Origin of the sequence: Streptomyces sp. NPDC059224, from assembly GCF_042754285.1 — a bacterium.
GTDB lineage: Bacteria > Actinomycetota > Actinomycetes > Streptomycetales > Streptomycetaceae > Streptomyces.
The window spans coordinates 107,129-128,595 of the sequence record NZ_JBHZAN010000002.1 but is presented as its reverse complement, the minus strand read 5'-3'; the positions used below and the strand labels follow the sequence as shown (position 1 = coordinate 128,595).

At 73.8% G+C, this 21,467-nt stretch carries 22 protein-coding genes and 1 tRNA gene; 9 read left to right on the top strand and 14 right to left on the bottom strand.

Translation table 11 applies throughout. From position 1 onward, the window contains the following. Nucleotides 1-30: 30 nt before the first annotated feature. Nucleotides 31-1,326: a hypothetical protein gene (locus tag ACFXI4_RS02995; protein WP_384987621.1), complete on the bottom strand. Its 1,296-nt coding sequence runs from the start codon at nucleotides 1,324-1,326 to the stop codon at nucleotides 31-33. 288 nt (nucleotides 1,327-1,614) lie between these two features. Here ACFXI4_RS02995 and ACFXI4_RS02990 point away from each other — a divergent pair. Next, a tRNA-Val gene (locus ACFXI4_RS02990) sits at nucleotides 1,615-1,686 on the top strand. Nucleotides 1,687-1,733: 47 nt separating this feature from the next. Here ACFXI4_RS02990 and ACFXI4_RS02985 read toward each other — a convergent pair. Next, nucleotides 1,734-2,063, bottom strand: a complete 330-nt coding sequence (locus ACFXI4_RS02985) for a hypothetical protein (protein ID WP_362713204.1) — start codon at nucleotides 2,061-2,063, stop codon at nucleotides 1,734-1,736. A gap of 119 nt (nucleotides 2,064-2,182) precedes the next feature. Continuing rightward, nucleotides 2,183-4,045, bottom strand: a complete 1,863-nt coding sequence (locus tag ACFXI4_RS02980; RefSeq protein WP_384987619.1) for an SMI1/KNR4 family protein — start codon at nucleotides 4,043-4,045, stop codon at nucleotides 2,183-2,185. A 104-nt stretch (nucleotides 4,046-4,149) separates the two neighbouring features. Here ACFXI4_RS02980 and ACFXI4_RS02975 point away from each other — a divergent pair, with 104 nt between their 5' ends. Next, a complete protein-coding gene (locus tag ACFXI4_RS02975) occupies nucleotides 4,150-4,722 on the top strand; it encodes a hypothetical protein (RefSeq protein ID WP_384987617.1) in 573 nt (190 codons plus the stop codon). Here the strand turns inward: ACFXI4_RS02975 and ACFXI4_RS02970 are convergent. Next, nucleotides 4,719-5,660, bottom strand: a complete 942-nt coding sequence (locus tag ACFXI4_RS02970; RefSeq protein ID WP_384987615.1) for a ketopantoate reductase family protein — start codon at nucleotides 5,658-5,660, stop codon at nucleotides 4,719-4,721. The genes ACFXI4_RS02975 and ACFXI4_RS02970 overlap by 4 nt on opposite strands. Before the next feature lie 91 nt (nucleotides 5,661-5,751). Between ACFXI4_RS02970 and ACFXI4_RS02965 the strand changes: the two genes are divergently transcribed. Then, on the top strand, nucleotides 5,752-5,985 hold the full coding sequence (locus tag ACFXI4_RS02965; protein ID WP_360486953.1) for a DUF2277 domain-containing protein: 234 nt from the start codon (nucleotides 5,752-5,754) through the stop codon (nucleotides 5,983-5,985). Nucleotides 5,986-6,004: 19 nt separating this feature from the next. On the opposite strand, the gene ACFXI4_RS02960 is transcribed toward ACFXI4_RS02965, so the two are convergent. The 4 genes from ACFXI4_RS02960 to ACFXI4_RS02945 form a co-directional block, all read right to left on the bottom strand. Continuing rightward, complete coding sequence (locus tag ACFXI4_RS02960; RefSeq protein WP_384987613.1) at nucleotides 6,005-6,604, bottom strand: DedA family protein; 600 nt, start codon at nucleotides 6,602-6,604, stop codon at nucleotides 6,005-6,007. A gap of 118 nt (nucleotides 6,605-6,722) precedes the next feature. Beyond that, entirely contained in the window at nucleotides 6,723-8,804 is a 2,082-nt protein-coding gene (locus ACFXI4_RS02955; RefSeq protein ID WP_384987611.1) for an FAD/NAD(P)-binding protein, read from the bottom strand. 135 nt (nucleotides 8,805-8,939) lie between these two features. Further along, nucleotides 8,940-10,565 carry an alkaline phosphatase D family protein gene (locus ACFXI4_RS02950; RefSeq protein WP_384987609.1) on the bottom strand — a complete coding sequence of 542 codons (1,626 nt, stop codon included), beginning with the start codon at nucleotides 10,563-10,565 and terminating at the stop codon, nucleotides 8,940-8,942. Nucleotides 10,566-10,736: 171 nt separating this feature from the next. Then, nucleotides 10,737-11,381: an HNH endonuclease family protein gene (locus ACFXI4_RS02945; RefSeq protein ID WP_362725750.1), complete on the bottom strand. Its 645-nt coding sequence runs from the start codon at nucleotides 11,379-11,381 to the stop codon at nucleotides 10,737-10,739. A gap of 423 nt (nucleotides 11,382-11,804) precedes the next feature. Here ACFXI4_RS02945 and ACFXI4_RS02940 point away from each other — a divergent pair, with 423 nt between their 5' ends. Together ACFXI4_RS02940 and ACFXI4_RS02935 are read left to right on the top strand one after the other, a co-directional pair. Beyond that, nucleotides 11,805-12,386 (top strand): TMEM165/GDT1 family protein, encoded by a 582-nt coding sequence (locus ACFXI4_RS02940; RefSeq protein ID WP_384987606.1) that lies wholly within the window; start codon nucleotides 11,805-11,807, stop codon nucleotides 12,384-12,386. A 199-nt stretch (nucleotides 12,387-12,585) separates the two neighbouring features. Beyond that, nucleotides 12,586-13,242 (top strand): HAD family hydrolase, encoded by a 657-nt coding sequence (locus ACFXI4_RS02935; protein WP_362725744.1) that lies wholly within the window; start codon nucleotides 12,586-12,588, stop codon nucleotides 13,240-13,242. A 182-nt stretch (nucleotides 13,243-13,424) separates the two neighbouring features. Here ACFXI4_RS02935 and ACFXI4_RS02930 read toward each other — a convergent pair whose 3' ends face one another. Beyond that, complete coding sequence (locus ACFXI4_RS02930) at nucleotides 13,425-14,366, bottom strand: peptidoglycan-binding protein (RefSeq protein ID WP_384987604.1); 942 nt, start codon at nucleotides 14,364-14,366, stop codon at nucleotides 13,425-13,427. 192 nt (nucleotides 14,367-14,558) lie between these two features. Between ACFXI4_RS02930 and ACFXI4_RS02925 the strand changes: the two genes are divergently transcribed. Beyond that, nucleotides 14,559-16,595 carry a DHA2 family efflux MFS transporter permease subunit gene (locus ACFXI4_RS02925; protein ID WP_384987602.1) on the top strand — a complete coding sequence of 679 codons (2,037 nt, stop codon included), beginning with the start codon at nucleotides 14,559-14,561 and terminating at the stop codon, nucleotides 16,593-16,595. Here the strand turns inward: ACFXI4_RS02925 and ACFXI4_RS02920 are convergent. Continuing rightward, a complete protein-coding gene (locus ACFXI4_RS02920) occupies nucleotides 16,588-17,085 on the bottom strand; it encodes a GNAT family N-acetyltransferase (protein WP_384987600.1) in 498 nt (165 codons plus the stop codon). The genes ACFXI4_RS02925 and ACFXI4_RS02920 overlap by 8 nt on opposite strands. Nucleotides 17,086-17,237: 152 nt before the next feature. Between ACFXI4_RS02920 and ACFXI4_RS02915 the strand changes: the two genes are divergently transcribed. Both ACFXI4_RS02915 and ACFXI4_RS02910 read left to right on the top strand, forming a co-directional pair. Continuing rightward, nucleotides 17,238-17,894, top strand: coding sequence for a hypothetical protein (locus ACFXI4_RS02915; protein ID WP_384987598.1), 657 nt, complete (start codon nucleotides 17,238-17,240; stop codon nucleotides 17,892-17,894). Between the two features lie 5 nt (nucleotides 17,895-17,899). Continuing rightward, a complete protein-coding gene (locus ACFXI4_RS02910; RefSeq protein ID WP_384987596.1) occupies nucleotides 17,900-18,511 on the top strand; it encodes a hypothetical protein in 612 nt (203 codons plus the stop codon). On the opposite strand, the gene ACFXI4_RS02905 is transcribed toward ACFXI4_RS02910, so the two are convergent. Continuing rightward, nucleotides 18,500-18,919 carry a DUF1992 domain-containing protein gene (locus tag ACFXI4_RS02905; RefSeq protein WP_362729529.1) on the bottom strand — a complete coding sequence of 140 codons (420 nt, stop codon included), beginning with the start codon at nucleotides 18,917-18,919 and terminating at the stop codon, nucleotides 18,500-18,502. The genes ACFXI4_RS02910 and ACFXI4_RS02905 overlap by 12 nt on opposite strands. Before the next feature lie 91 nt (nucleotides 18,920-19,010). On the opposite strand from ACFXI4_RS02905, the gene ACFXI4_RS02900 reads away from it, so the two are divergent. Further along, complete coding sequence (locus ACFXI4_RS02900) at nucleotides 19,011-19,400, top strand: hypothetical protein (protein WP_384987594.1); 390 nt, start codon at nucleotides 19,011-19,013, stop codon at nucleotides 19,398-19,400. A 13-nt stretch (nucleotides 19,401-19,413) separates the two neighbouring features. Here the strand turns inward: ACFXI4_RS02900 and ACFXI4_RS02895 are convergent, their stop codons facing one another. From ACFXI4_RS02895 to ACFXI4_RS02885, 3 genes are all read right to left on the bottom strand, one after another. After that, on the bottom strand, nucleotides 19,414-20,085 hold the full coding sequence (locus ACFXI4_RS02895) for an O-methyltransferase (RefSeq protein ID WP_362729533.1): 672 nt from the start codon (nucleotides 20,083-20,085) through the stop codon (nucleotides 19,414-19,416). Between the two features lie 110 nt (nucleotides 20,086-20,195). Continuing rightward, nucleotides 20,196-20,555 (bottom strand): hypothetical protein, encoded by a 360-nt coding sequence (locus tag ACFXI4_RS02890; RefSeq protein ID WP_384987592.1) that lies wholly within the window; start codon nucleotides 20,553-20,555, stop codon nucleotides 20,196-20,198. After that, nucleotides 20,477-21,373, bottom strand: a complete 897-nt coding sequence (locus tag ACFXI4_RS02885; RefSeq protein ID WP_384987590.1) for a DUF2330 domain-containing protein — start codon at nucleotides 21,371-21,373, stop codon at nucleotides 20,477-20,479. The genes ACFXI4_RS02890 and ACFXI4_RS02885 overlap by 79 nt, the downstream gene beginning before the upstream one ends. Nucleotides 21,374-21,467: the final 94 nt, after the last annotated feature.

Below are 21,467 nucleotides of genomic sequence, written 5' to 3'. Positions count from 1 at the left end.
ATCCGCCCGCACCGACCGGTCGGCAACGGCTCACGGATGCCCGGTGCCCCGGTCCTCCCGGATCTGCCCGACGACCCGCGCCACGCTCTGCCGTACCGCTTCCGTCTCCGTCAGGAAGTGCCAGTAGTCGGGATGGCGTCCCGCCAGCGCCCCGACCGCCCGCTCCAGCCGGGCCACCGCGTCGTCCAGGGGCCGCGCGTGCCGCGGGTCGGGACTGTTGCGCCCGGACATCGCCAGTCGCTGCGCGTCCCGGATCGCGAACCGGGTCCGGTCGATCTCCGCCTGCGGGTCCTTCTGCACGGCGTTCAGCCGGGCCAGCCGGTCACCGGCCGCCGACACCGCCTCGTCGGTGCCGTTCAGCAGGGCCCGCACGGTCGACAGCAGCGAGGTGGCGTCCGCCCACCTCTGCGCGTCCCGCGCGGTCTGCGCCTCCTTCAGCTTCTGCTCGGCCTGCCGGACGTTCTCCCCGGCCTGCCGGGGCACCTGCTGCAGATCCTGCCAGCAGGCCGCCGAGAACCGCCGCCGCAGCTCGCTCAGTACCGGATCCACCTGGCCGGCCCGGGTCGTCAGCGCCTGGGCGCGGGTACGCAGACTCACCAGCCGGTGATCGATCTCGGCGGCCTTCTCCGGCAGCCGCTCCGCCTCGACCCGGATGGCCTCGGCCTCCCGCTGCACCCGCCCGGCCCGCTCCAGGGTGGCCTGCACACCATGCTGCCCCGCGCCCTGGTTGAGCTTCGTCAGCTCCGGCGAGAGCGCGGCCAGCCGGGCCGCCAGCTCATCGGCCCTGATCCGGGTCCCGCGCACGGCGTCCAGCGCGTTGCTGGCTGCCAGCAACGCCTGCCGGGCCCGTTCCACGGCCGGCGCCAGCCGCGCCAGCTGCGTCTCGGCCTTGCCGAGCAGCGGCCCGAGCGAGTCCCCGAACCGGTCCAGCTCCCCCTTGACCCGGACCAGCTCGTCCTTGGCCCCGGAGATCTCCCCCCGCGCCCGCGACGCCGTGGCGGCCTCGAGGTCGTCCCGCTCCAGGTCGTAGGCGTCGATGGCCTGGATGTACCGGTTGCTGACCTCGTCGATCCGCCGCCCGAGCGCCTCGAAGTCGGAGACGGCACGACGGGCGGCCGGAGTGTCGTCGACGGCGGAGATGGTCTCTATGGAGATCCGCAGATCCCGCTGGGCGGTGTCCAGCTCGTAGAAGGCGCCCGCCGCGGCGTCCTTGGCCGCCTGCGCCTCGGCCCGCTGGGCGTCCGCCCGCCCCCCGAACCACCGCCGCGTCCCGCCCCCGGCGAACGCCCCCGGCACCACGAGCACGGCGAGCAACGGCAGGCTCATCAGCGCCAGAACATCCCGGACCGGCGTGCGCCGGGCCCGTACGGGAGTCGGGTACGACTGCTCGGATACCGCCGAAGTCGCCGATGTCCCCGTCACTTCTCCCTCTCCCGTGCCACGGTGCGCCCTGTGTCCTGGCGGCTGCTGCAATTCTCCCACTCGTGAAAGACGAACACACGAGCCGGTCAGTTCGCGGTTCCCGGAATCGGTCCGCGGCATTCACCGGGCGTTCGCACCGGATACGGGTTTGCGGGACACTGCCCCGGGCAATGTAGGCTGTCGACTCGTTCAGGGTGCGTAGCTCAGGGGTAGAGCGCCTGCCTTACAAGCAGGATGTCGGCGGTTCGAAACCGTCCGCGCCCACGTGTGGGAGGACCCCGGCCGGATCGGCCGGGGTCCTCTTTCCGTTCTCAGTCCTCCTCGCGCGCGTGCTTGAGGCGGCTTCGGGCGGCCACCCGGTCCGGCGCCGTGACCTCCGCCCAGAAGCGATGGCCGCTGACGAAGACCGCGAGTTCGTGTTCGCGGCGGCGCAGCTTCTCCACCTCGGCCTGTTCGTCCTCGGTCCAGCCCGGGGAGGCGGGGCGCTCCACCTTGCGCCAGCCGCCGCCGTCGCTGAACCCCTCCAGCGGCACGACCGACCAGGGGAGCCGCTTCAGGAGGGCCGACAGCTCGGCCCGGACCTGATGCAGCTCCTCCTGACCGGCGAGGAGGTCACTCGGGAAGTCATAGGTGGCAGCCACGCCCGCAATGGTACGCCTGTTCGATTTTAGGTGGCGAGTCGGTTCGTGGGGTTCATGTGTTCGAGCGGGGGTGGGGTGCGGACCGCCCCGCTACGGCCGTACCGGTCCCATCCGGATGGTCACGTAACGCTCGCCCGGCGCCGGAGGGCGGTTCCACGGGCGGGTGCGGAAGGTGTGCAGGCGGCCCTTGGTGAGGGCCAACCGCGGCAGGCCGACGCCGAGTTCGGACGCGAGGGCCGCAAGGGCACGGCGCGAGCGGTCCTCGGCCGACGCGTCCGCGGAGGAGAGGAACGCCTGCGGTACGGGACCCCGGATGTCGGCGGCGGTGTCGCGGAAGGTGCAGCCGTAGCGTTCCTCGCCGTGCTCCGCGAAAGATGGAAGACGCCCGGACGGCCGTTGCGGGACTCGCTCCACACCGTGACCACGCGGGTGCCCGCGGAGGCGGCCAGGCCGGGGGAGACGAAGCGCCGTTCGTCGAACCGTCCGACCGGGCTCGGTGCGAAGGCGAAACTCCAGCCGGGGCCCGCCCGGCCCACGGACATCACCGCACGGTCCACCCAGGGGTGATCGTCCGCGCCGCGTTCAAGGTGCCTCCGCGCCTCCCGAGGCGTCGACGGGGCGTTGAGGACGGTGGCCTCGTCGGCGCCGAGCAGCGCCGGCAGACCGGCCGGTGCCACCCCCTCCACGAGAAGGAAGCGGTAGGACGTCAGGACGTTCTGCTGGTCTCCGTCCGCCAGCCAGGCCAGGCCCGGCGGATCCAGGTCGGCGCCGGGCGGCGGCGTGCCCCCCGGCCGGCCCGCCCGGGGGGTCGCCAGCAGTTCCCGACCGCGCTCGGGGGTGATCAGCGGGCCGAGGAGCGGGTCGGCGCACAGGCCGACGGGGGCGAGATGGTCGGTACTGAGCGGACGCCACTCGGGCAGCGCGGCCCGCAGGGTGTGCCAGGCCGCGTCCGTGTCGCCCCACCGCGCCTGTTCACGCGCCTCTTCCACGGCACGGCCGAAAGGACCCTCGGCGGTGTAGCGGAAGGTTCCTTCCCGGATCTGCCGCAGCACGTCGTTTGCCGCCTCCCGCACCGCGTCGGAGGCGCCTGGCAGATCGTGCGCCCCCGGCGCCCGGTCCCGGCGCGTCCGCACATGCTCGCCCAGCAGCACGGGCACGATCTCCCGGGTGTACACCGGGTCGTCCGCCAGGCCGTGGAAATAGACCATGTACGTCCGGCCGAGCAGCCGGCGGATCTGGTCGCGCAGCCCCGCCGCCCGCGGCCTGCCGTACGACAGCGCCTCCGCCAGCGCGGTCTCGGCCTGTTCGTACCGCCCGCCCAGCGCATCCAGCCGCGCGGCCTCGACGGCCGCGTCCTGGGCCCGGGTGGTGGCGTTGACGAACTCCGTCCCCGTCCGCTCGGAGCGGCCCGCCGCGAGACTGTGGAACTGCCGGTACATCGCCGCCATGAACGCGCCGAACGAGCCGTACCGCGTGGGCTGGTCCCCGTACCAGGGCGCCCAGGTGTACACCGCCCACTCGCCGGAGGCGTCCGTGTCGCCCGGGTCCAGCAGGACGTAGGTGGCGTCCGACTCCACGTCCACCTGCAGCGCCCGTCCCCACATCCCGGCCAGCAGCACGTCCTCGGGCGTGGAGTCCGCGTCGAGTTCCCCGGGGAAGAACTCGGACAACCCCGACGAGTCCTCGTGCCACCGGGCCTGGTCGGTGCCGGCCAGCAGCCAGACGAAATCGCCCGCGTACCGCCAGCCGTCGCTCACCGCGAGGAACGTCCGGTACGACGGCGGCAGCCGCCGTCCGAGCCGCTCCTCCAGCACCCGTATCCGCTCCTCGGCCGCGGGCGGGAAGCCCAGCCACCGAGTCCGTAACGCCTCCTCGTCCCGCGCCGGCCGCGCACCCTGCGGTGCCACCGCGTCCTGCGCGTCCGCCCACTCCTGGCTCCACCGCGTCAGCAGCGCCCGCCAGTCCTCGCTCGTGTCCGTCATGCGGGCGATGGTGCCGGCGGCCACTGACAGTGGACCCCGGCCCGGGATGAGAGGGTGGGCCGTGTGAGGGCGTTCCCGCCGGGCGGGAGGATGGAGCGGGCGGGATGAGCGGGCTGCGGCCGGTGTTCGTGAAGGTGTGCGGGCTCACCCAGGAGCGGCAGATCGACTGGGCCGTGGAGCTGGGGTACGACGCGGTCGGGATCGTCGTGACGCCGAGGAGCAAGCGGTACTGCCCGCCCGAGCGGGCCGTGGCACTCGCCGGATACGCGCGCGGGCGGATCCCGGTCTTCGCCGTGGCGCTGACGTACGCCGAGACGGCCGAGGTCGCCGAGTACGTCGACACCGTCCAGATCTACGAGACCGCCGCCGTCCCGAACCTCGCCCTCGCCTCCGGCACCCCGCCCGAGCGGCCGGAGGCCCTGCAGTACTTCTTCTACGACGCCAGCGCGGGCAGCGGCGTGTTCGCCGACATCCCCGCCTGGGTCGCGGACGTGCCCGGCAGGGTCGTCATCGCCGGCGGCCTCGACGAACACAACGTGGCCGGTGTCGTCGAGGCCTTCGGCCCCTACGGCGTCGACGTCTCCAGCAGCGTCGAGACCGCGCCCGGGGTCAAGAGCCGCGAGAAGATGGCCTCCTTCATCGCCGCCGCCCGGACTCCGGGACGGGACAGGCCCTAGCGTTCGGCTTCGCGCAGCTCCCGCACGATCCGGGCCGTCACCGGCACCGGCACCCCGTGGCGGTCCGCCGCGCGCAGCAACGCGCCCCCGATCGCGTCGAGTTCGAGTGGGCGGTCGGCCTCCGCGTCACGTTGCATCGAGGACTTGGCCGCGGGCGGGAAGGCGTCGTAGCGGACCAGGGCCTGGGCCGGGTCGGCCGGGGCTCCGCAGGCGCGGCTGACCGCGGCCGTCTCCGCGACGAGCGAGGCCAGTTCGTCGCGGTGCCGGGTACGGGCCTCGCCGAGGGGGAGGCCGTAGCGGGTGGTGAGCAGGGCGAAGGGCGCCAGGAAGGACATCTTCGCCCACAGCGTCGTGGTCTCGTCGTCCAGGACGCGGGTGGCCGGACCGGCGGTGGTGAGGGCCGCGGCCAGGGCCTCCAGACGGGTGCGGGGGACCTTGGCGCCGGTCAGGTCGATCTCCGCGAAGGGACTGGTGTGTTCGATCAGACCGGGGGCCGTGCGGGTGGACTCGACGCGGATCACGGAGGGGGCCACGCGGTCGGGGGCGTAGCGGGCGCGCAGCAGCGCGGGGTGCTCCACGCCGTTCAGGAACGGTACGAGGAGGGCGTCGCCGAGGGCCGCGGGCGGGATCCGGGTGAGGGCCGCGTCCAGGGCGGTGGCCTTGACGGTGATCAGGCAGGCGTCGACCGGTTCGCGGAGGGCCGTGTCCGCGTCCACGGAGGCCGTGAAGTCGCCGAACAGGGCGCTGCGGACCTGGATTCCGGAGGCGCGCAGGGTGTCGGCGGTCTGCTCGGCGGCCAGACACAGCACGCGGTGGCCGGCGCGGGAGAGCAGGGCCGCGAGCAGGCCGCCCACGCCGCCGGGACCGAGCACGGCGACGGTGAGCCGGGCACCGGGTGCGCTGTCCGGGGTCTCGGGGATGTCCGGGGTGTTCGTCATGGGGCTGTCCTCTCGTCGGTCGGCCCCGGGAACGGTGGCCGCCTCGGGACGATCCTCGCAGGAGACAGGGGGACTGCGGGAGACTGGGGCCATGTGCCGGAGTATCAAGACCCTGCGACCGCCTCAGCTGGCCGAGGAGGCCACCGAGGACGAGATCCGTGCTGCCGCGCTGCAGTACGTGCGGAAGGTGTCCGGGTTCCGGGCGCCGGCCGCGCACAATCGGGAGGTGTTCGAGCGGGCGGTCGACGCGGTGGCGGAGGCTACCGCCGCACTGCTCGGGGGGCTGGAGGTGCGGGGGCAGGCGGTGCGCGAAGCCGCCGGCTGAGGCGGCGGGGCCGCCGGGGTCAGGCCGGGCGTCTTCGCATCAGGAACCCGGCTCCCGCGCCCGCCCCGAACAGCGCCACCACCGACACCGCCGTCGCCAGCCAGGTCTCGCCCAGCCACTGGGCGCCCAGGTAGCCGAGGGCGACGCTGTAGACCGCCCAGCTGAGGCCCGCCAGCGCGGACCAGGGGAGGAATTCGCGGACACGGCGGTGGGTCGCGCCGGCGCCCAGGGAGACGATCGAGCGGCCGGCGGGCGCGAAACGGGCCAGTACGACCAGTGCGCCGCCGCCCCGGGACAGGGCCTCGCCGAGACGTTCCTGCGCGCTGCTCATCCGTCGGGAGCGGGCGATGGCACGGTCCAGGCGGGCCCCGCCGCGCCGGGCCAGCCGGTAGGCGACCAGGTCGCCGAGGACCGACGCGGTGGCGGCGCAGAGGGTCAGCGCGAGGATGTCGGGCACGGCGTGCGGGACCTGTCCGGGAGCCGCGCCGGTGCCCGCCGCCGCTGCCGTGGCCGCGGTGATGACCAGTACGCCGCTGGGCAGGACCGGCAGGAACACATCAAGCAGCACGGAGAGGGCCACCATGGCGTATATCCATGGCCCGGCCTCCAGTGACCCCATGCTTTCCCACACGACGGTTCCCCCGTGATTGTCCTGTTGCGCCCCCGACGCCAGCCATACAGCGTACGCGGAGGGTGTGACAGGAGTTTCACGGGGGGCTTGCGGATTCCGCAAAGGATTAAGCGGCCACCGGCGTGTCCGGCCCGGCATCCGGCGCGGCCGGCCCACCCTCCGACTGCGCCCCGACCGGTTGCGCCCCACCCGGCGCCTGCCCGGCTTTTGACCGCCCCGTGTCCGGCCGCCCCGCGCCCGCGGGTTCCGCCACCGGCTGCCCCGCGTCCGACTGTTCGTCCGGTGACCGTCCCGCCACCGGCCGCCCTGAATCCGGTTGCCCTGGATCCGGTTGCTCCACTGCCGGCTGCTCCGTGTGCCCCGGCGTCGCCGTGCGCAGGGCCGCGCGGGCGATGGTGTCGGCGTCCGACAGCGTCACCGAGTCCACGCCCGGCCGGGCGCCCGCCGCGGTCACCCAGTGCACGCCCTCCGTGGGCACGCCGAAGGCGAACCGCCCCGGGTGCGGCAGGCCGTGACGGTCGAGCAGCCGGTACGAACGTGGTGCCACGTCCAGGCCCCCGGTCTCGTGGCCGTCCACCCGGTGCGGGCGGCACGCGCCCTCGCGCAGCAGTCCGGCCAGCAGTTCGTCGGTGGTGCGGCGCAGGTCCGGCTCCGGGAGGCGGGCCTCTATCAGCGTGGTCACCCGGACCTCGGAGCCGGGCACCCGCGGCGAGCGCGCCACCCACGCGCCGTCCGTCCGGCCCACCGCGAGGCCGGGGCCCAGCACCGTCACCACGCCCGCCGCCAGCAGCGCGGTCAGCTCCTCGACGCGGCGCCGGGGCGGGCCGATGGACAGGAACGCGTTGAGCGGGGTGTACCAGCCGTCCAGGTGGGCCCGCCGGGAGGCGCCGGTCAGACCGCCGTGGTCGACGACCAGCCGTATCTCGTTGCGCAGGTCGCGCAGTACGTCCAGGGCCGCCTTGAGCGGGCCGCGCACGTTGCCGAGGGCGGCCTGTGCCGCGTCCTCGCGCAGGTGCCCGAGGAGCCAGGCGTGCCAGTCCGCCGGACCGGTGAACTCCCGCTCCCCGTAGGGGTGCTGGAGACGTTCCCAGGACCAGCGGTCCGTCTCGGGGACGCCTGCCGCGTCGAGTACGGCGCTCTCCGCGGGCCGGCCGTCGGCCATGAGGAGCCGCTCGGCGATTTCGGGGTCGCCGGTCAGAGCGGTGTAGTAGACCGTCTCCACCTCCTTCGCCACCAGCGGCCAGACCTCCGCGAGGAAGTCGGGCGGCTCGCCGGAGTCCGCGCGTTTGCGCAGGCTCGCGATCGTCTCGCCGGTGAGCAGCAGCGGGGTGTGCCGGCCGTACGGGCCCTTGGCGTTGTCGCCGCGCGCCTGGTAGGGGACGCCCCGCCGGGAGCCCGCGTACAGGCGCGGCTCCCGGCCCGAGGGCGTGTAGCGCAGCGCGCCGTCGGGGGTGCGGGCGAAGCGGCCGCCGCGGCCGGTGGTGAGCAGGGCCAGGTGGTCGAAGAAGGTGAGGCCGAGGCCGCGCAGCAGCACCGGCTCGCCCGGGGCGACGGGGGTGAGATCGACGTCCGCCGGGTTGGCGGGCGGCAGGTGGCGCAGGCCGTGCCGGGCGGCGTGTGCCGAGTCGGCGCGCTCCTGCGGGGTCGCCGTCGCCGGCAGGTGCCCCTGGGCCAGCACCACCGCGGCCAGACCGGGCAGGGCGCGGCCGTCGTCGAGGGTGAGCGTCTGGCGGCCGTCGGGGTCGTCGGCCAGGCGCACGGCACGGGCGCGATGCGTCTCGACGCGGACCGACGCCGGGGCGAGGGCGACCGTCCTCGCGAACACCCACTCCAGGTAGCGGCCGTAGTGGGCGCGGGTCGGGTAGGCGTCGGGGTCCAGTTCGCCGGCCGCCCATTCGTGCAGGCTGGGGCCGGGCCGGACCGGGCCCGAGCACTCCACGCTGTCGTCGGTGAACAGGGTGACCTGGCTCGCCACGGTGTTCATCAGCAGCTCCGCCGACTGCGCCGTACGCCAGACCCGGCCCGCGCCCGGCGGTGCCGGGTCGATCACGTGGACCGTGAGGCGCGATCCCGGGGGCAGCAGTTCGGGTGCGGAGGCGCACAGGCGTTCCAGGACGCTGGTGCCGCGCGGTCCGGCGCCGACCAGGGCGACGGCGACCGGGGCGGATTCCTGGGGCGAGACAGACAACGACGTGACTCCCGGGCGGGTGGGGGCGCTGGGCAGGAACACCGCCCGCACGGGATGAGGAAGCGGACGGTCCGCCTCATCATGCCGTCGTGATGCACGGAAGCCAACGCGCGCCCCACGCGCCTCGGATGTCCCTCATGGGGCGGTGAGGGAGGACTCCTGCACGGTCTCCAGGGTGCCGCCGGGTCGGGCCCGCTCCAGCCGCAGCCGGGCCGAACGGCCGTGCAGGGTCAGCGTCATGAGCTGGTTGCCGAACCACGGGCCGCCCTTCTTCCGCCATGTCACCGGCGGTGGCGCGCACCGGCCGTGCCGGGTGAACCGCCGCCCCAGGAACCGGGCCAGGGCGCTCCAGCCGAACCGGAAGCCGACCCGGATCGTCGGTGGCACCGAGTTGTGGACGGGCGAGCAGGTGAGTTGCAGCACACGGGCGGCGGGGCCGGTGCCGGCCGGCCACGCGGGCTCGGCGACGTAGGCGTGATGGACGTCCCCGGACAGGACGCAGATCGACGCGGGCGCCCCGGGACCCGAGCCGGTGCGGGCGAGCACGCCGGCCAGGTCGGCGAAGGAGGCCGGGAAGGCCGCCCAGTGCTCCAGGTCGGCCGCGCGCCGCAGCCGCTCCCCGAACTGCGCCCAGCGGCCGCCCCGTTCGCCCCGGCACAGGGCCGCGTCCCAGGTCTCCAGGTCGTGTATGAGGTGCGGCAGCAGCCAGGGCAGTGAGGTGCCGACCAGGAGATGGTCGTACGACTCCCGGTCGGTGAGCGCCTGTTGGCCCAGCCACTCGGCCTCGCCGGGGTCGAGCATGGCGCGGTGGTGCTCGTCCAGCACCCGGGCCGCCCGGGTGTCCACCATCAGCAGCCGCACCCGGCCGAAGTCGCGCCGGTAGCTCCAGCGCACCGACGCGGGGTCGGCGTCGGCCTTGGCGGCGAAGGCGCGCAACTCGTCGGTGCCGTCGGGGGATGCGCGGACGGCCGCGTAGAGCGGGTCGGCGGCCAGCTCGGCGGGGGAGAGGTTGCCCAGGTGCTGGTGGACCCAGTAGGACATCAGTCCGCTCAGCAGCCGCTCCTGCCACCAGGGAGTGTCCCGGATGTCCGCCAGCCAGGCGGCGGAGGTGTTCCAGTCGTCGATGACGTCGTGGTCGTCGAAGATCATGCAGCTGGGCACGGTGGACAGCAGCCAGCGCACCTCGGGGTCGAGCCAGGACTCGTAGTAGAGGCGGGTGTACTCCTCGTAGTCCGCGACCTCGGCGCCGGGCGGCTCCGACAGGTCGCGGCGCGCGGCCAGCCAGTGACGGGTCGCGGCCGAGGTCTCGTCGGCGTACACCTGGTCGCCCAACAGCAGCAGCACGTCGGGCCGTTCACCGCCGGCGGCGACACGCGAGGCCAGGCTGTCCAGAGCGTCGGGGCCGACCGGGTCGTGGCCGTCGGCCGGGGGCGCGGCCCAGCGGCAGGAGCCGAAGGTCACCCTCAGCTCGTCGCCCTCGCCGGGGGCGCGTATCACCGGGGCCGGGAAGGAGGAGTCCGGCGGCGGCCACACCCGGGTGCCGTCCAGGACCACTTCGTACGGCGTCGAAGTCCCCGGCGTCAGCCCGGAGACGGGGACCAGGGCGTAGTGGTGGCCGGCCACCTGGAAGGTGCGCGTGCTGCCGCCGGCCCCGTCCGGGCAGCGCACCTCGGCGGTACACGGACGGCTCGTCTCGACCCAGACGGTCGCCGACGAGCCGTCGGTGTACCTCAGCAGTGGTCCCAGGCGCAGTCCGGCCACGTTCGCCCGCCCTCTTTCCCGGTCGTTCGCCCCCGTCGCACCGTACGGTACGGAACGACGGAGGCCGGCGGGGAGGCTTCGACGCGGGAAAGAACGCGGGAAGGGGGGTGGAGCGTGGCCGGAACGCGGGGGAGCGGGCCCCTCTGGCTGCCGGACCGTCCGCGGGGTGTGTCAGCAGCCGGAGAGGTAGCTGGTGAGCGCGCTCTTCTCGGCGGAGTCGACCGAGAGGCCGTAGTAGTACTTCACCTGGACCCAGGCGCGGACGTAGGTGCAGCGGTACGAGGTCAGCGACGGCATCCAGGTCGCCGGGTCCTGGTCGCCCTTGGACTGGTTGACGTTGTCCGTGACGGCGAGCAGCTGCGGGCGGGTGACGTCGTTGGCGAAGGCCTCGCGCTGGGCGGTGGTCCAGTTCCGGGCGCCGGAGTCCCAGGCCTCGGCCAGCGGGACCAGGTGGTCGATGTCGACGTCGGAGGCGGCGGTCCAGGTGGCGCCGTCGTAGGGGGAGTACCAGCTGCCGCTGGTGGCGGTGCAGGCGGAGTTGGTCACGACGTTCGAACCGTCGCGCTTGAGGATCCACTCACGGGTGTTGCAGGTGCCGCTGATGGTGTCCCAGGTCGGGAACAGGTCACGCGCGTAGCCGGTGCGGACCTCGGTCGCCACGGTGAGGGAGGCGAGGTAGGTGCGGGCGGTGGACGCGCTGACCGGGGTGGGCAGGGCGGCGGAGGCGCTCGGGGAGTTGAAAAGGGCGGCGGAGGCTATGAGGCCGGTGAACGCGGCGAGTATGCTGAGCCGTCGACGCGCGTAGAACTTCGGCATGCTAACTCCCTGGTGGGGGTGGGGTGTTGGAGCGCGAGCGTGGGAATGCTCGCGCTCCCGTGTTGCCGGGGGGTGAGCGCTCGGTAAGAAGCTAGTGACGTGTGCATGACACGACAAGGTGTGCGACGTGACTCACATACGGGGCCCGCGGCCTGGGGACCGGTGCGGTGGTCACGTACCGTGGAGGGCGTTGAAGGGGAGTAGCTCTTCGCCGGACCGTCGACATACTGCTCAGCCCGTCTGAGCCGGCGCCCGGAGGCGGACCTCGGTCACGAGGCCGCCAGCGAGACCTTCGGCAAGCAGTGCACGCCCGTGCCGTACAGCGGCGCGGGTGGATCCATGTGTGCTGCCGTGCCGAGGTGTCGTGTGTTCCGCGCGAAATGCAGCACTCTCGGTGGGGCCGCCCCGACCGATTGAGGACCCTTGATCAGCATCACCGTGACGGCGCTCGTCTTCGGCGTCATCTTCCTCGCCGAACTGCCCGACAAGACCGCCCTCGCCGGCCTGGTCCTGGGCACCCGCTACCGGGCGTCCTACGTCTTCGCGGGCGTCGCGGCCGCCTTCCTCCTGCACGTCGTGCTGGCCGTCGCGGCCGGCAGCGTGCTGACCCTGCTGCCGCAGCAGATCGTGCACGCCCTGACCGGTGTGCTCTTCCTCGGCGGCGCGGCCGTGCTGCTGCTGAAGAAGGGCGAGGAGGAAGAGGAGATCCGCAAGCCCGCCGACCAGTCCTTCTGGAAGGTCGCCGGCACCGGGTTCATGCTCATCCTGGTCGCCGAGTTCGGCGACCTCACGCAGATCATGACGGCGAACCTCGCGGCCCGCTACGACGACCCGGTCTCCGTCGGCCTCGGCGCGGTGCTCGGCCTGTGGGCGGTGGCCGGACTCGGCATCGTCGGCGGCAAGGCGCTGATGAGGAAGGTGCCGCTACGGCTGATCACGCAGATCGCGGCCGTGCTGATGCTGGCGCTCGGCGTGTGGAGCCTGTGGGAGGCGATCGCCGGCTGAGCCGGACGCGTCCCGCCGGGGGCCCGGTGAGCTGAAGAGTCGGTGAACGGCAGGCGGCACCGCTGGCGGAATGACCACCCTGTTTTGTACCGTAGAGAAACAAAGTGGCTCCCGCTCGTTTTCCCTGACCGGCGGGCGGGGCCGCTCTGTTTTGTTTTGCCCGGCTCTGCTCTGCCCCGGTCTGCTTAGGAGCTGCCCGATGACGGCCACCGTCCTCACCGCCCGCGCCCTCCTCCTCGACATGGACGGCACCCTCGTCAACTCGGACGCCGTCGTCGAACGCATCTGGCGGCGCTGGTCCGAGCGGCACGGACTGGACGGCGACGAGGTCATGAAGGTCGTCCACGGACGCCAGGGACACGCGTCCATGGCGGTGCTGCTGCCGGACCGGCCGGTCCAGCAGAACCTCGCGGACAACGCGCGGATGCTGGCCGAGGAGACCGCCGACATGGAGGGCGTGGTCGAGGTCCCGGGCGCCGCGGCCTTCCTGGCCTCGCTGAACGGGCTGCCGCACGCGCTGGTGACCTCGGCGGACGTGGCGCTGTCCACGGCGCGGATGGCGGCGGCCGGGCTGCCGCTGCCGGCGGTGCGGATCACGGCGGAGTCGGTGGGCGCGAGCAAGCCGGACCCCGAGGGTTTCCTGAAGGGCGCGGCCGAGCTGGGCGTCGCCCCGGCGGACTGCGTGGTCTTCGAGGACTCGGGCGCGGGGATCACGGCGGGGCGCGCGGCGGGGATGCGGGTGGTGGGCGTCGGTGCGCGGGCGGGTGTGCACGGGCCGGACGTGGTGGTGCGGGACCTGACGCGGGTGCGGGTGGAGGCGGTGGCGGACGGTTCGCTGCGGCTGCACGTGGGGTGAGGCGGCGGTCGGGCGGCCGCGGGCCAGGTGAGGGCCGCTCGCGCGGTTCCCCGCCCCCGTCCCGGCATCGACCCTGAAGCCGGCTTCAAGGGCAACTCCCCCGGGGCGCGGGGCGCGGGGCGCGGGGAGAGGGCGCGAGCGGCGACGACGGCGCCGCGGCCGCCCATGACCGTGACCGGCCCCTAGGGCTCCGTCGTCTCCGACTCCAGGGCCGTCCGGGTGGCCGTCCCGTACACCCCCGACTCGTCCGTCAGGATCCCCCGCGCCAGCTGGTACGTCCGCACCGCGCCCTGAGTCGAGCGGTCGTAGTGGCCGTCGGCGTTCCCCGAGTAGAGCCTCAGCTGCGCCAGCCGCAGCTGGAGCTCCGTCACCTCCGCGCCGCTGTCACCGAGGCGCAGGGCCGGTGCCGAGGTGGGTTCCGCGGAGGCGGCCGTACCGGTCGTCGACGCCGACCGGGTCGGCGCGGCCGACCGGGACGCGGTCGCGGACGGACTCGCGCCGACCGTCCGTGACGGCGAGGCCGTCGGCGGCGCGCTCGTACCCGCGGACGTGGACGGCACGGCCGGGGCCTGTGCCCCCGCCGACGTCACCGGCTCCGTGGGGGACGGCGGCCCCGAGCCCCGTGTCACGTCGGGCACGCTCTCCCGGACGTCGTCCGGCGCCGCCGCGGTCCGCTCCGGCGTCACATGGGAGAACAGGCCGCTCGCGAGACCGGCCACCGCGAGGATCCCGGCCACCGCCCCGGCGATCGAGAGCACCAGCACCCACCGGGGCCGGCGCCGGCGGGGTTCCACCGGGCCGGAGGGGGGTACCGCGGTGTCGCCGGGCCCCGCCGGCTCCGGTACCGCGCGCAGCGGCACGGTCGCCCCCTCGGCCACCGGCAGCGGCAGCGGCCCGGTCCTCCCGCCCTCGGCGCCGGCCCCGGCCTCGGTGCCGCCCGCCGAGAGGTCGACGTACGGCCGTATCCGCAGCGGGTCGAAGTCCTCCGCGGCCGCCTGCTCGGCCGTGCGGGCGGCGCGCAGGGCGTCCGACGCCCGCCGGGTGCAGTCGCAGGAAGGCGTGTTGTCCGGCCCTCTCGGTGCCCCGCACTCCGGGCACCGGTGGCCGCCGGTGGTCTCCGTCACGGTGGTCGTCCCCCTCCCCACGGGTCCCCTCGCGTCCCCCGCGAACCCTCACGAACTCCACAGATTATGCGTCGCTCCCACACGTACGTCCGCGGGATCCCCTTGTCTCAGCCGGCACGAAGAGGGCTCGACGGGCCATACCGGGAGACACCGTCCACGATGGAAGATGGCCGAGAGCATCCGGGAGGTCTCATGGCCCTGGACATGACGCACACCCAGGCGAAGGACGCGGAGCACGTACCCGGCAATGTGCTCGTCCCGATCGGGGCGCTGCTGCTGGGCCTGCTGCTCGCCGCGCTGGACCAGACCATCGTGTCGACCGCGCTGCCGACGATCGTCAGTGACCTGGGCGGGCTCGAACATCTGTCGTGGGTGGTCACCGCCTATCTGCTGGCCTCCACCGCCGCCACCCCGCTGTGGGGCAAGCTCGGTGACCAGTACGGGCGCAAGCGGCTCTTCCAGGCCGCGATCGTGATCTTCCTCGTCGGGTCGGCCCTGTGCGGGATGGCCCGGAACATGGGTGAGCTGATCGCCTTCCGCGCGCTGCAGGGGCTGGGCGGCGGCGGGCTCATCGTGCTGTCGATGGCGATCGTGGGGGACCTCGTGCCGCCTCGTGACCGGGGGCGCTACCAGGGCCTGTTCGGCGCCGTCTTCGGCACCACCAGTGTGCTCGGGCCGCTGCTCGGCGGGGTGCTCACCGAGCATCTGAGCTGGCGCTGGGTGTTCTACGTCAATCTGCCCCTCGGCCTGGTCGCGCTCGCCGTGATCGCGGTCGCGCTGCGCATCCCGCGCCGGGCCGCCCGCCACCGGATCGACTACCTCGGCACCGCGCTGATCGCCGCCGTCGCCACCTGCCTGGTGCTGGTGGCGTCCCTGGGCGGGACCACCTGGCGCTGGGGGTCGCCGCAGATCATCGGTCTCGCGGTGCTCGGGGTGCTGCTCGCCGTCGCCTTCGTGGCCGTCGAGCGGCGGGCCGCGGAACCCGTGCTCCCGCTGAAGCTCTTCGGCATCCGCACCTTCACGCTCGCCGCCGTGATCAGCTTCATCGTCGGCTTCGCCATGTTCGGCGCGATGACCTACCTGCCGACCTTCCTCCAGGTCGTGCAGGGCATCTCGCCGACCCTGTCGGGTGTGCACATGCTGCCGATGGTGATCGGCCTGCTGCTGTCCTCCACCCTGTCCGGGCAGATCGTCAGCCACTCCGGCCGCTGGAAGGTGTTCCCGATCGCCGGCACCGCCGTCACCGCCTTCGGCCTGCTGCTGCTCCACCGGCTCGACGAACACAGCTCGACCGTCGAGATGAGCAGCTACTTCTTCGTCTTCGGCCTCGGCCTCGGGCTGGTCATGCAGGTGCTGGTGCTGATCGTGCAGAACTCCGTCTCGTACGAGGACCTCGGCGTCGCCACCTCCGGCGCGACCTTCTTCCGCTCCATCGGTGCCTCCTTCGGCGTGGCCATCTTCGGCTCGGTCTTCGCGAGCCGCCTCGCCGACAAGCTGGCCGACGCCTTCCGGGGCGTCAGCCTCCCGGCCGGAGTCACTCCCGACGCCCTCGAGGCGGACCCGCGCGGCATCTCCGAACTGCCGCCCGCGCTGCGCCCGGCGGCCCTGCACGCGTACGCGTCCTCGATCACCGACGTCTTCCTGTACGCGGCCCCGGTGGCGGCCCTCGGCTTCGTCCTGGCCTGGTTCCTCAAGGAGGACCGGCTGCGCGGCTCGGTCACCGCGCCGGACGCCTCCGAGACCATCCCGCCCAACCCGGTGCAGCGGTCGTCGTACGACGAGTGCTGCCGGGCCCTGTCACTGCTCGGCACCCGGGAGGGCCGCCGGGAGGTCTACCGGAAGATCAACGAACGGGCCGGGGCGGATCTGCTGCCCGCGGCCGGCTGGCTGCTGCTGCGGATCCGCAGGTACGGGTCGGTGGAGCCGGGGCGGCTCGCCGAACGCGGGGCCGTCCCGATGACCGTCGTGCTGGAGGGCGCCCGCCAGTTGGAGGAGCGGCACCTCGTCGACCGGCTGGGCCTCGACCTGACCCTGACCGAGCAGGGCCGCGCGATGGCCGAGCGGCTCGCCAGGGCGCGTGAGGAGTCGCTGGCCGAGCTGCTCGGTGACTGGTGGACCGCGGCGGACCGGCCCACCGACCTGGACCGCCTGGTACGCGAACTGACCGACGAACTGTGCGGGACCGAACGCGAGCAGCCCCAGAACCCGGCCTCCCGACCGGTCAGTTGACGAGTTCCTTGCGGAACCAGTGCTCGGCGTACCTGTCGTCGTTGTGCGGTGCCGTCTCCGCGTAGCCGAGCCGCGCGTACAGGGCGCGGGCCTCGACGAGGTCGGTGCGGGTGTCCAGCACGATCCGCCCGGCCCCGAGCGCCCGGGCCGCGTCCTCGGCCGCCGCTACGAGGAGCGCCGCACCGCCCCGGCCGCGCAGCCCCTCGTGGACGAAGACCCGGGTGAGTTCGGCGGTGGCCGGGTCCAGGAGCCGTACGCCCGCGCTGCCGGCCGGCGCACCGCCGTACCGTGCGATCAGCAACCGCCCGGTGGGCGGAGCGAGTTCGGATCCGGACCGGGCGGCGATCTCCCGTTCCAGCTCGGCCGGGTCGGTGCGCCGGTCCTCGTGGCGCAGGTACCAGCGGTCGCTGACCTCCGTGTAGTACGCCCGCCACAGGTCGGCGGCGACGGGTGAGCCGGGGCGTTCCGGGGTGATCGTCCAGGTGGTCATGGACGACAGTCTCGGGCGGGTCAGGGGGGACCGTGCAACCGAATTCGCGGCGGGTCCGGTCCGGCCGCTCGGTCCGGACCTGTTTGCGGGGCGCCGTGCGGGTCACCCGGAGGGCGAGCCGGCCCGTCGGGCCGAGACACCGGAAGGCAACCATGTCCACAGGCTTGATCATCGCGATCGTGATCGTGGCCGCCGTGGTCGTCGTCGCGGCCGTGCTGGCGGCGCGCTCCAGGAGCCGCGGCCCGCACGGTCTGAAACAGCGCTTCGGGCCCGAGTACGAACGGGTCGTGGCCGAGCACAGCGGCGACACGAAGGCGGCCGAGCAGGAACTCGCCGAACGCGTTCAGCGCCACGGCGACCTGCACGAGCGTCCGCTGGAAGAGGCGGAGCGCGAACGCTACGCGGCACGCTGGACGACCGCGCAGGAGCACTTCGTCGAGTCGCCCCGGGAGTCCGTGACCGAGGCCGACCGGCTGCTCGCCGAAGTGGCGGCCGCCCGTGGTTTCCCGGCCGGTGCCGAGTACGACGACCAGGTCGCCGCGCTGTCCGTGCACCACGCCGACCACGTCGAAGGCTACCGACGCGTCCACCGCGCCGCCCAGGCGCCCGTGAGCGGGACGCAGCAGAGCCAGGCGGCCACCGAGGAGATGCGTACGGCCATGATCGAGGCCCGCTCCCTCTTCGACGACCTGGTCACCTCGCCGGCCGGCGGTACCGGCCGGCACCATCGCGCCGGTGTCGGTGCCGACACCGGCGGCCATCCGCATCTGCCCTGGTCCGCCGACCGGAGCCGCCCGAAGGAGAGCTGACCCACATGACCGACGCGACGACAGGGAACGACCGCCAGTCCATGAGCGGCGACATATATCCCGGCGACGAAGCGATGCCGGGCCGCGAGGAGCGCACGGCCACACGCACGACCGGGGCCACGGCGGACCGTGGCGACACCTCCGCCAGGGGGGCCACCCCCGGGCGGGAGTCCGTCGCGGCGGAGCGTACGGGCGAGCGGGAAGAGGCGCCCGGGCAGGCGGTGCTGGTGGCCGGCAACGGTCCTGGCCACTCGCCGGACGCGGCTCGCGACGACCGCTCGGCCCGCACCGCCGGCCGGCCGGTGACCAGGGACGACCGGGCGGGCGCGAGCGACGGCCGGCTGATGCCGAACGAGGAGTGCGGACAGCTGGAGGAGCGCCTGCAGCACGCGCTCACCGGCTTCGTCGACGAGCCGCGCGCGGCCGTGGAGGAGGCCGACCGGGCCGTCGAGGAACTCAGCGCCCGTTTCACCGACGCCGTCGACCGGCGCCGCCGTACCCTGCGCGGCAGCTGGCAGGAGACCGACCGGGACCACCCCGGCACGACCGACACCGAGCAGCTCCGGCTGGCCCTGCGCGAGTACCGCGAACTGGCGGACCGGCTGCTACACATCTGAGTCCGACGCCGCCCGGCGCTCCCGCCACTCGCGTACGACCTCTTCGACGTCGTACGGCTTCTTGCCCAGCGGGGGCCCGGGCGGCGGCTTGAACATCATGTCCCGGATCTTCAGGTTGACCTCCGTGAGGATCCTGCGGACGATCCGCTCCGAGGGGGCCGCGTAGGCGGCCGCCAGAGCGTCCTCCGCCTCCTTGCGCAGCGCGAGGGCCGGAGGCAGCATCGTCAGGCCCTCCCGGGCCATCTTCCGCCTGACCCACCACAGTTCGTCGTACGACGCCTCCAGGTCGGTCGGCAACGGCTGCCCCGCGCCGGTGAGTCGATCGAACTCGCCGCGTTGCTGCGCATCACTGATCTGCTTGTCGACCCAGGACTCGAACGGTACCCCGGGTGGCTTTCGCTCGGTCATGACTTCATTGTGCCGGACGCCACCGCGCCGGGCGTTTTATCATGCGCCGGAGATCCACGAACGATTCAGGAACCGCGCAGGGGGAAAGCACGTGCTCGAACTCACCATGGCCTCCGTGTCCGGGGACGCGGGCGAAACGGCCGGCATGCTCATGGCCGACGCGCCCAGCGAACCGGGCGCCGTGCTGCGAGTGGGCCGCGATGCCTCCGTCTGCCGGCTCGCCACGCCCGACGACTGGCTGTTCGTCTCGCGGGTGCACCTGGAGTTCCTGTGCGGGCCCGAGGGCGGCTGGCAGGTCACCTGGCTGCGCGGCTCCCAGACCGAACCGTCCTCCGAGGTGCTGCTGAAGGTCGGCGAGTACGCCCAGACCATCGGGTACGGCATCACGGTCGCGCTGCCCCGGGGCGGCTCCGGCGAGATCGTCGTCCGGGACCGCACCGCCCCGCGCAGCGTCAACGTGGGCTTCTACCACGAGGCTTGAGCCCGCCGGCCGGCTAGGCCAGTACGCGGGCCAGGGCGAAGCCGTCGTAGCCCTTGCTGCCGACCGTCTGGATCGCCGTACCGCTCAGCCTCGGGTGGGTGGCGATCAGCTCGATCGCGGCACGGGTGCCGACCACGTCCGGTTCGCTGCTCGCCTCGTCGACGACCCGGCCCTCGCGCACCACGTTGTCGAGGACGATCAGGCTGCCGGCGCGGGTGAGCCGCAGCGCCCACTCCACGTAGTGCGGGTTGTTGGCCTTGTCGGCGTCGATGAAGACCAGGTCGAAGGGGGCCGGGTTCTCGTCGGCGAGCTTGGGCAGCGACTCCAGGGCGGGGCCGACCCGTACCTCGACGATGCGCTCCAGTCCGGCGCGGGCGATGTTGCGGACCGCCACCTCGGCGTGCCGGGCGTTGTACTCCAGCGAGATCAGCCTGCCGTCGGCGGGCAGGGCGCGGGCCATCCAGATGGTGCTGTAGCCGCCCAGGGTGCCGATCTCCAGGATGTTCCGGGCGTCCTGGATCTGCGCGAGGAGCTGGAGCAGCTTGCCCTGGCCGGCGGTCACGCTGATGTGCGGGAGGTCGCCGGCCTCGCTCTCGCGCAGGGCCGCCTGGAGCACCTCGTCGTCGGGTGAGAGCTGGCTGGTGAAGTAGAAGTCGACGTCGTCCCAGAGCTGAGAGCCGCTCATGCGTCCGCTGCCTTTCGGATATCCGGTAACTGCCCACTGAAAGCTATCTGCTCAGCACTACTCAGAGGGCGGATGCGTCGGTGATCCACCGCCCCGGTACCGGACGGTACTCAGCCGATCGGCTCACCGGGCGGGGCCGGGGGCCGCACCGGTGGCAGGGAACCGGCCGTGACGGCCGGCAGCAGTGCGGCGCCGGCCGTAGGAGCCACAGTGGGACACCGGCCGCCTCGCGCAGCCGGTCCTCGTGGACGGCCTGCTGGAAGGGGGTGTCCGAGGACGCCCGGCGCAGCACGTGGTCGTCGGAGATCCGGGACGGGTACGGGAACTCCTGGCACGGCCGTCAGATACGGGGCGCCGGCGGCGAGTCCGGGCAGACCGCCGGCCGGACGGCTCAGCCGGCCCGCGCAGAGGACCCTCGGGCGGTCGCCGCCGATCGCCGCGCGCGGCTCCACGCGGTGCGCCGCGAGCACGTGCAGGCCCAGCGACTGCGGGGTGGCCGCGAGCGCGGACAGCCGCATCGGGAGAGGGCCGGCTCGCCGGCGAAGGCGAGGTGCAGCGGGTCGAGGGCGCCGGTCGGCGCGAAGCCCGCGGTCTTGCGGGCGAGCCTGACCGCGACGTACTCCCAGCGCCGCTCGGCGTACGGCCGCGGCGCGGTGTCCAGGCGGGGCGGGAGCGGGAAGCCGTTGCTGTGCAGCCGGCCGTCCAGGGCGCCGGGGTCGGTGGCGGTCAGCCGGGCCGGGCCGAAGGGGCAGAGCCGGCGGCGGCCGACCACGCCGACGCCGGGCGGCGGGCCCGCGCCGGCGCCGGCGCCGGCAGCGAGGGGCCAGTCGCCGTTCCGGGGCCAGAAGTGCCGCCGGGTGCGGTGCACCGGGGCGGTGAGGGTGTGCAGTTCGTCGAAGAGCGCCGGATCGGCCGGGGTGACGGTGGCGCGGTGCGGGACGGGCATGAGCCAGGCGGCGCGGTCGGCGTCGCCGTCGACCGTCGGACGCATCACGAGCTGTCCGCGGGTGCCGTCCCAGCGCAGGACCGACTCCTCCCGGCCGACGGAGACCGTCTGCCGGCCGCCGGGGACGAGGGCGCCCCAGCCGCAGCCGCAGCCGCAGCCGCAGCCGCAGCCGCAGTCGCAGTCGCAGTCGCAGCCGCAGGCGAAGGCGGGCACGGCGAGCCCGTTCAGCTGTGTGCCGAGGGGGGTGAGCAGGACCGCGAGAACACGTGCGCGCCCGACCGTGAGCCGGTGCCCTCCGCCCGGGTGTGGATCACCGACCACGGACGGTAGAGCGGAGGGCATGGCTCCTGGGCCTGTTCCGGACAGCCACCGTCTGTCCACCGACGGTACGCACGGGGGGTGCGGATCGCTCGGACCGGGCGGGGTCCGGGCGCCG

What these genes read in the sequence shown, in the direction of transcription:
- ACFXI4_RS02995 (WP_384987621.1), bottom strand. Translation starts at nt 1,326, where the DNA reads ATGAGCCTGCCGTTGCTCGCCGTGCTCGTGGTGCCGGGGGCGTTCGCC.
- ACFXI4_RS02980 (WP_384987619.1), bottom strand. Translation starts at nt 4,045, where the DNA reads ATGACGGACACGAGCGAGGACTGGCGGGCGCTGCTGACGCGGTGGAGC.
- ACFXI4_RS02975 (WP_384987617.1), top strand. Translation starts at nt 4,150, where the DNA reads ATGAGCGGGCTGCGGCCGGTGTTCGTGAAGGTGTGCGGGCTCACCCAG.
- ACFXI4_RS02970 (WP_384987615.1), bottom strand. Translation starts at nt 5,660, where the DNA reads ATGACGAACACCCCGGACATCCCCGAGACCCCGGACAGCGCACCCGGT.
- ACFXI4_RS02965 (WP_360486953.1), top strand. Translation starts at nt 5,752, where the DNA reads ATGTGCCGGAGTATCAAGACCCTGCGACCGCCTCAGCTGGCCGAGGAG.
- ACFXI4_RS02960 (WP_384987613.1), bottom strand. Translation starts at nt 6,604, where the DNA reads ATGGGGTCACTGGAGGCCGGGCCATGGATATACGCCATGGTGGCCCTC.
- ACFXI4_RS02945 (WP_362725750.1), bottom strand. Translation starts at nt 11,381, where the DNA reads ATGCCGAAGTTCTACGCGCGTCGACGGCTCAGCATACTCGCCGCGTTC.
- ACFXI4_RS02935 (WP_362725744.1), top strand. Translation starts at nt 12,586, where the DNA reads ATGACGGCCACCGTCCTCACCGCCCGCGCCCTCCTCCTCGACATGGAC.
- ACFXI4_RS02925 (WP_384987602.1), top strand. Translation starts at nt 14,559, where the DNA reads ATGGCCCTGGACATGACGCACACCCAGGCGAAGGACGCGGAGCACGTA.
- ACFXI4_RS02920 (WP_384987600.1), bottom strand. Translation starts at nt 17,085, where the DNA reads ATGACCACCTGGACGATCACCCCGGAACGCCCCGGCTCACCCGTCGCC.
- ACFXI4_RS02915 (WP_384987598.1), top strand. Translation starts at nt 17,238, where the DNA reads ATGTCCACAGGCTTGATCATCGCGATCGTGATCGTGGCCGCCGTGGTC.
- ACFXI4_RS02910 (WP_384987596.1), top strand. Translation starts at nt 17,900, where the DNA reads ATGACCGACGCGACGACAGGGAACGACCGCCAGTCCATGAGCGGCGAC.
- ACFXI4_RS02905 (WP_362729529.1), bottom strand. Translation starts at nt 18,919, where the DNA reads ATGACCGAGCGAAAGCCACCCGGGGTACCGTTCGAGTCCTGGGTCGAC.
- ACFXI4_RS02895 (WP_362729533.1), bottom strand. Translation starts at nt 20,085, where the DNA reads ATGAGCGGCTCTCAGCTCTGGGACGACGTCGACTTCTACTTCACCAGC.
- ACFXI4_RS02885 (WP_384987590.1), bottom strand. Translation starts at nt 21,373, where the DNA reads ATGCCCTCCGCTCTACCGTCCGTGGTCGGTGATCCACACCCGGGCGGA.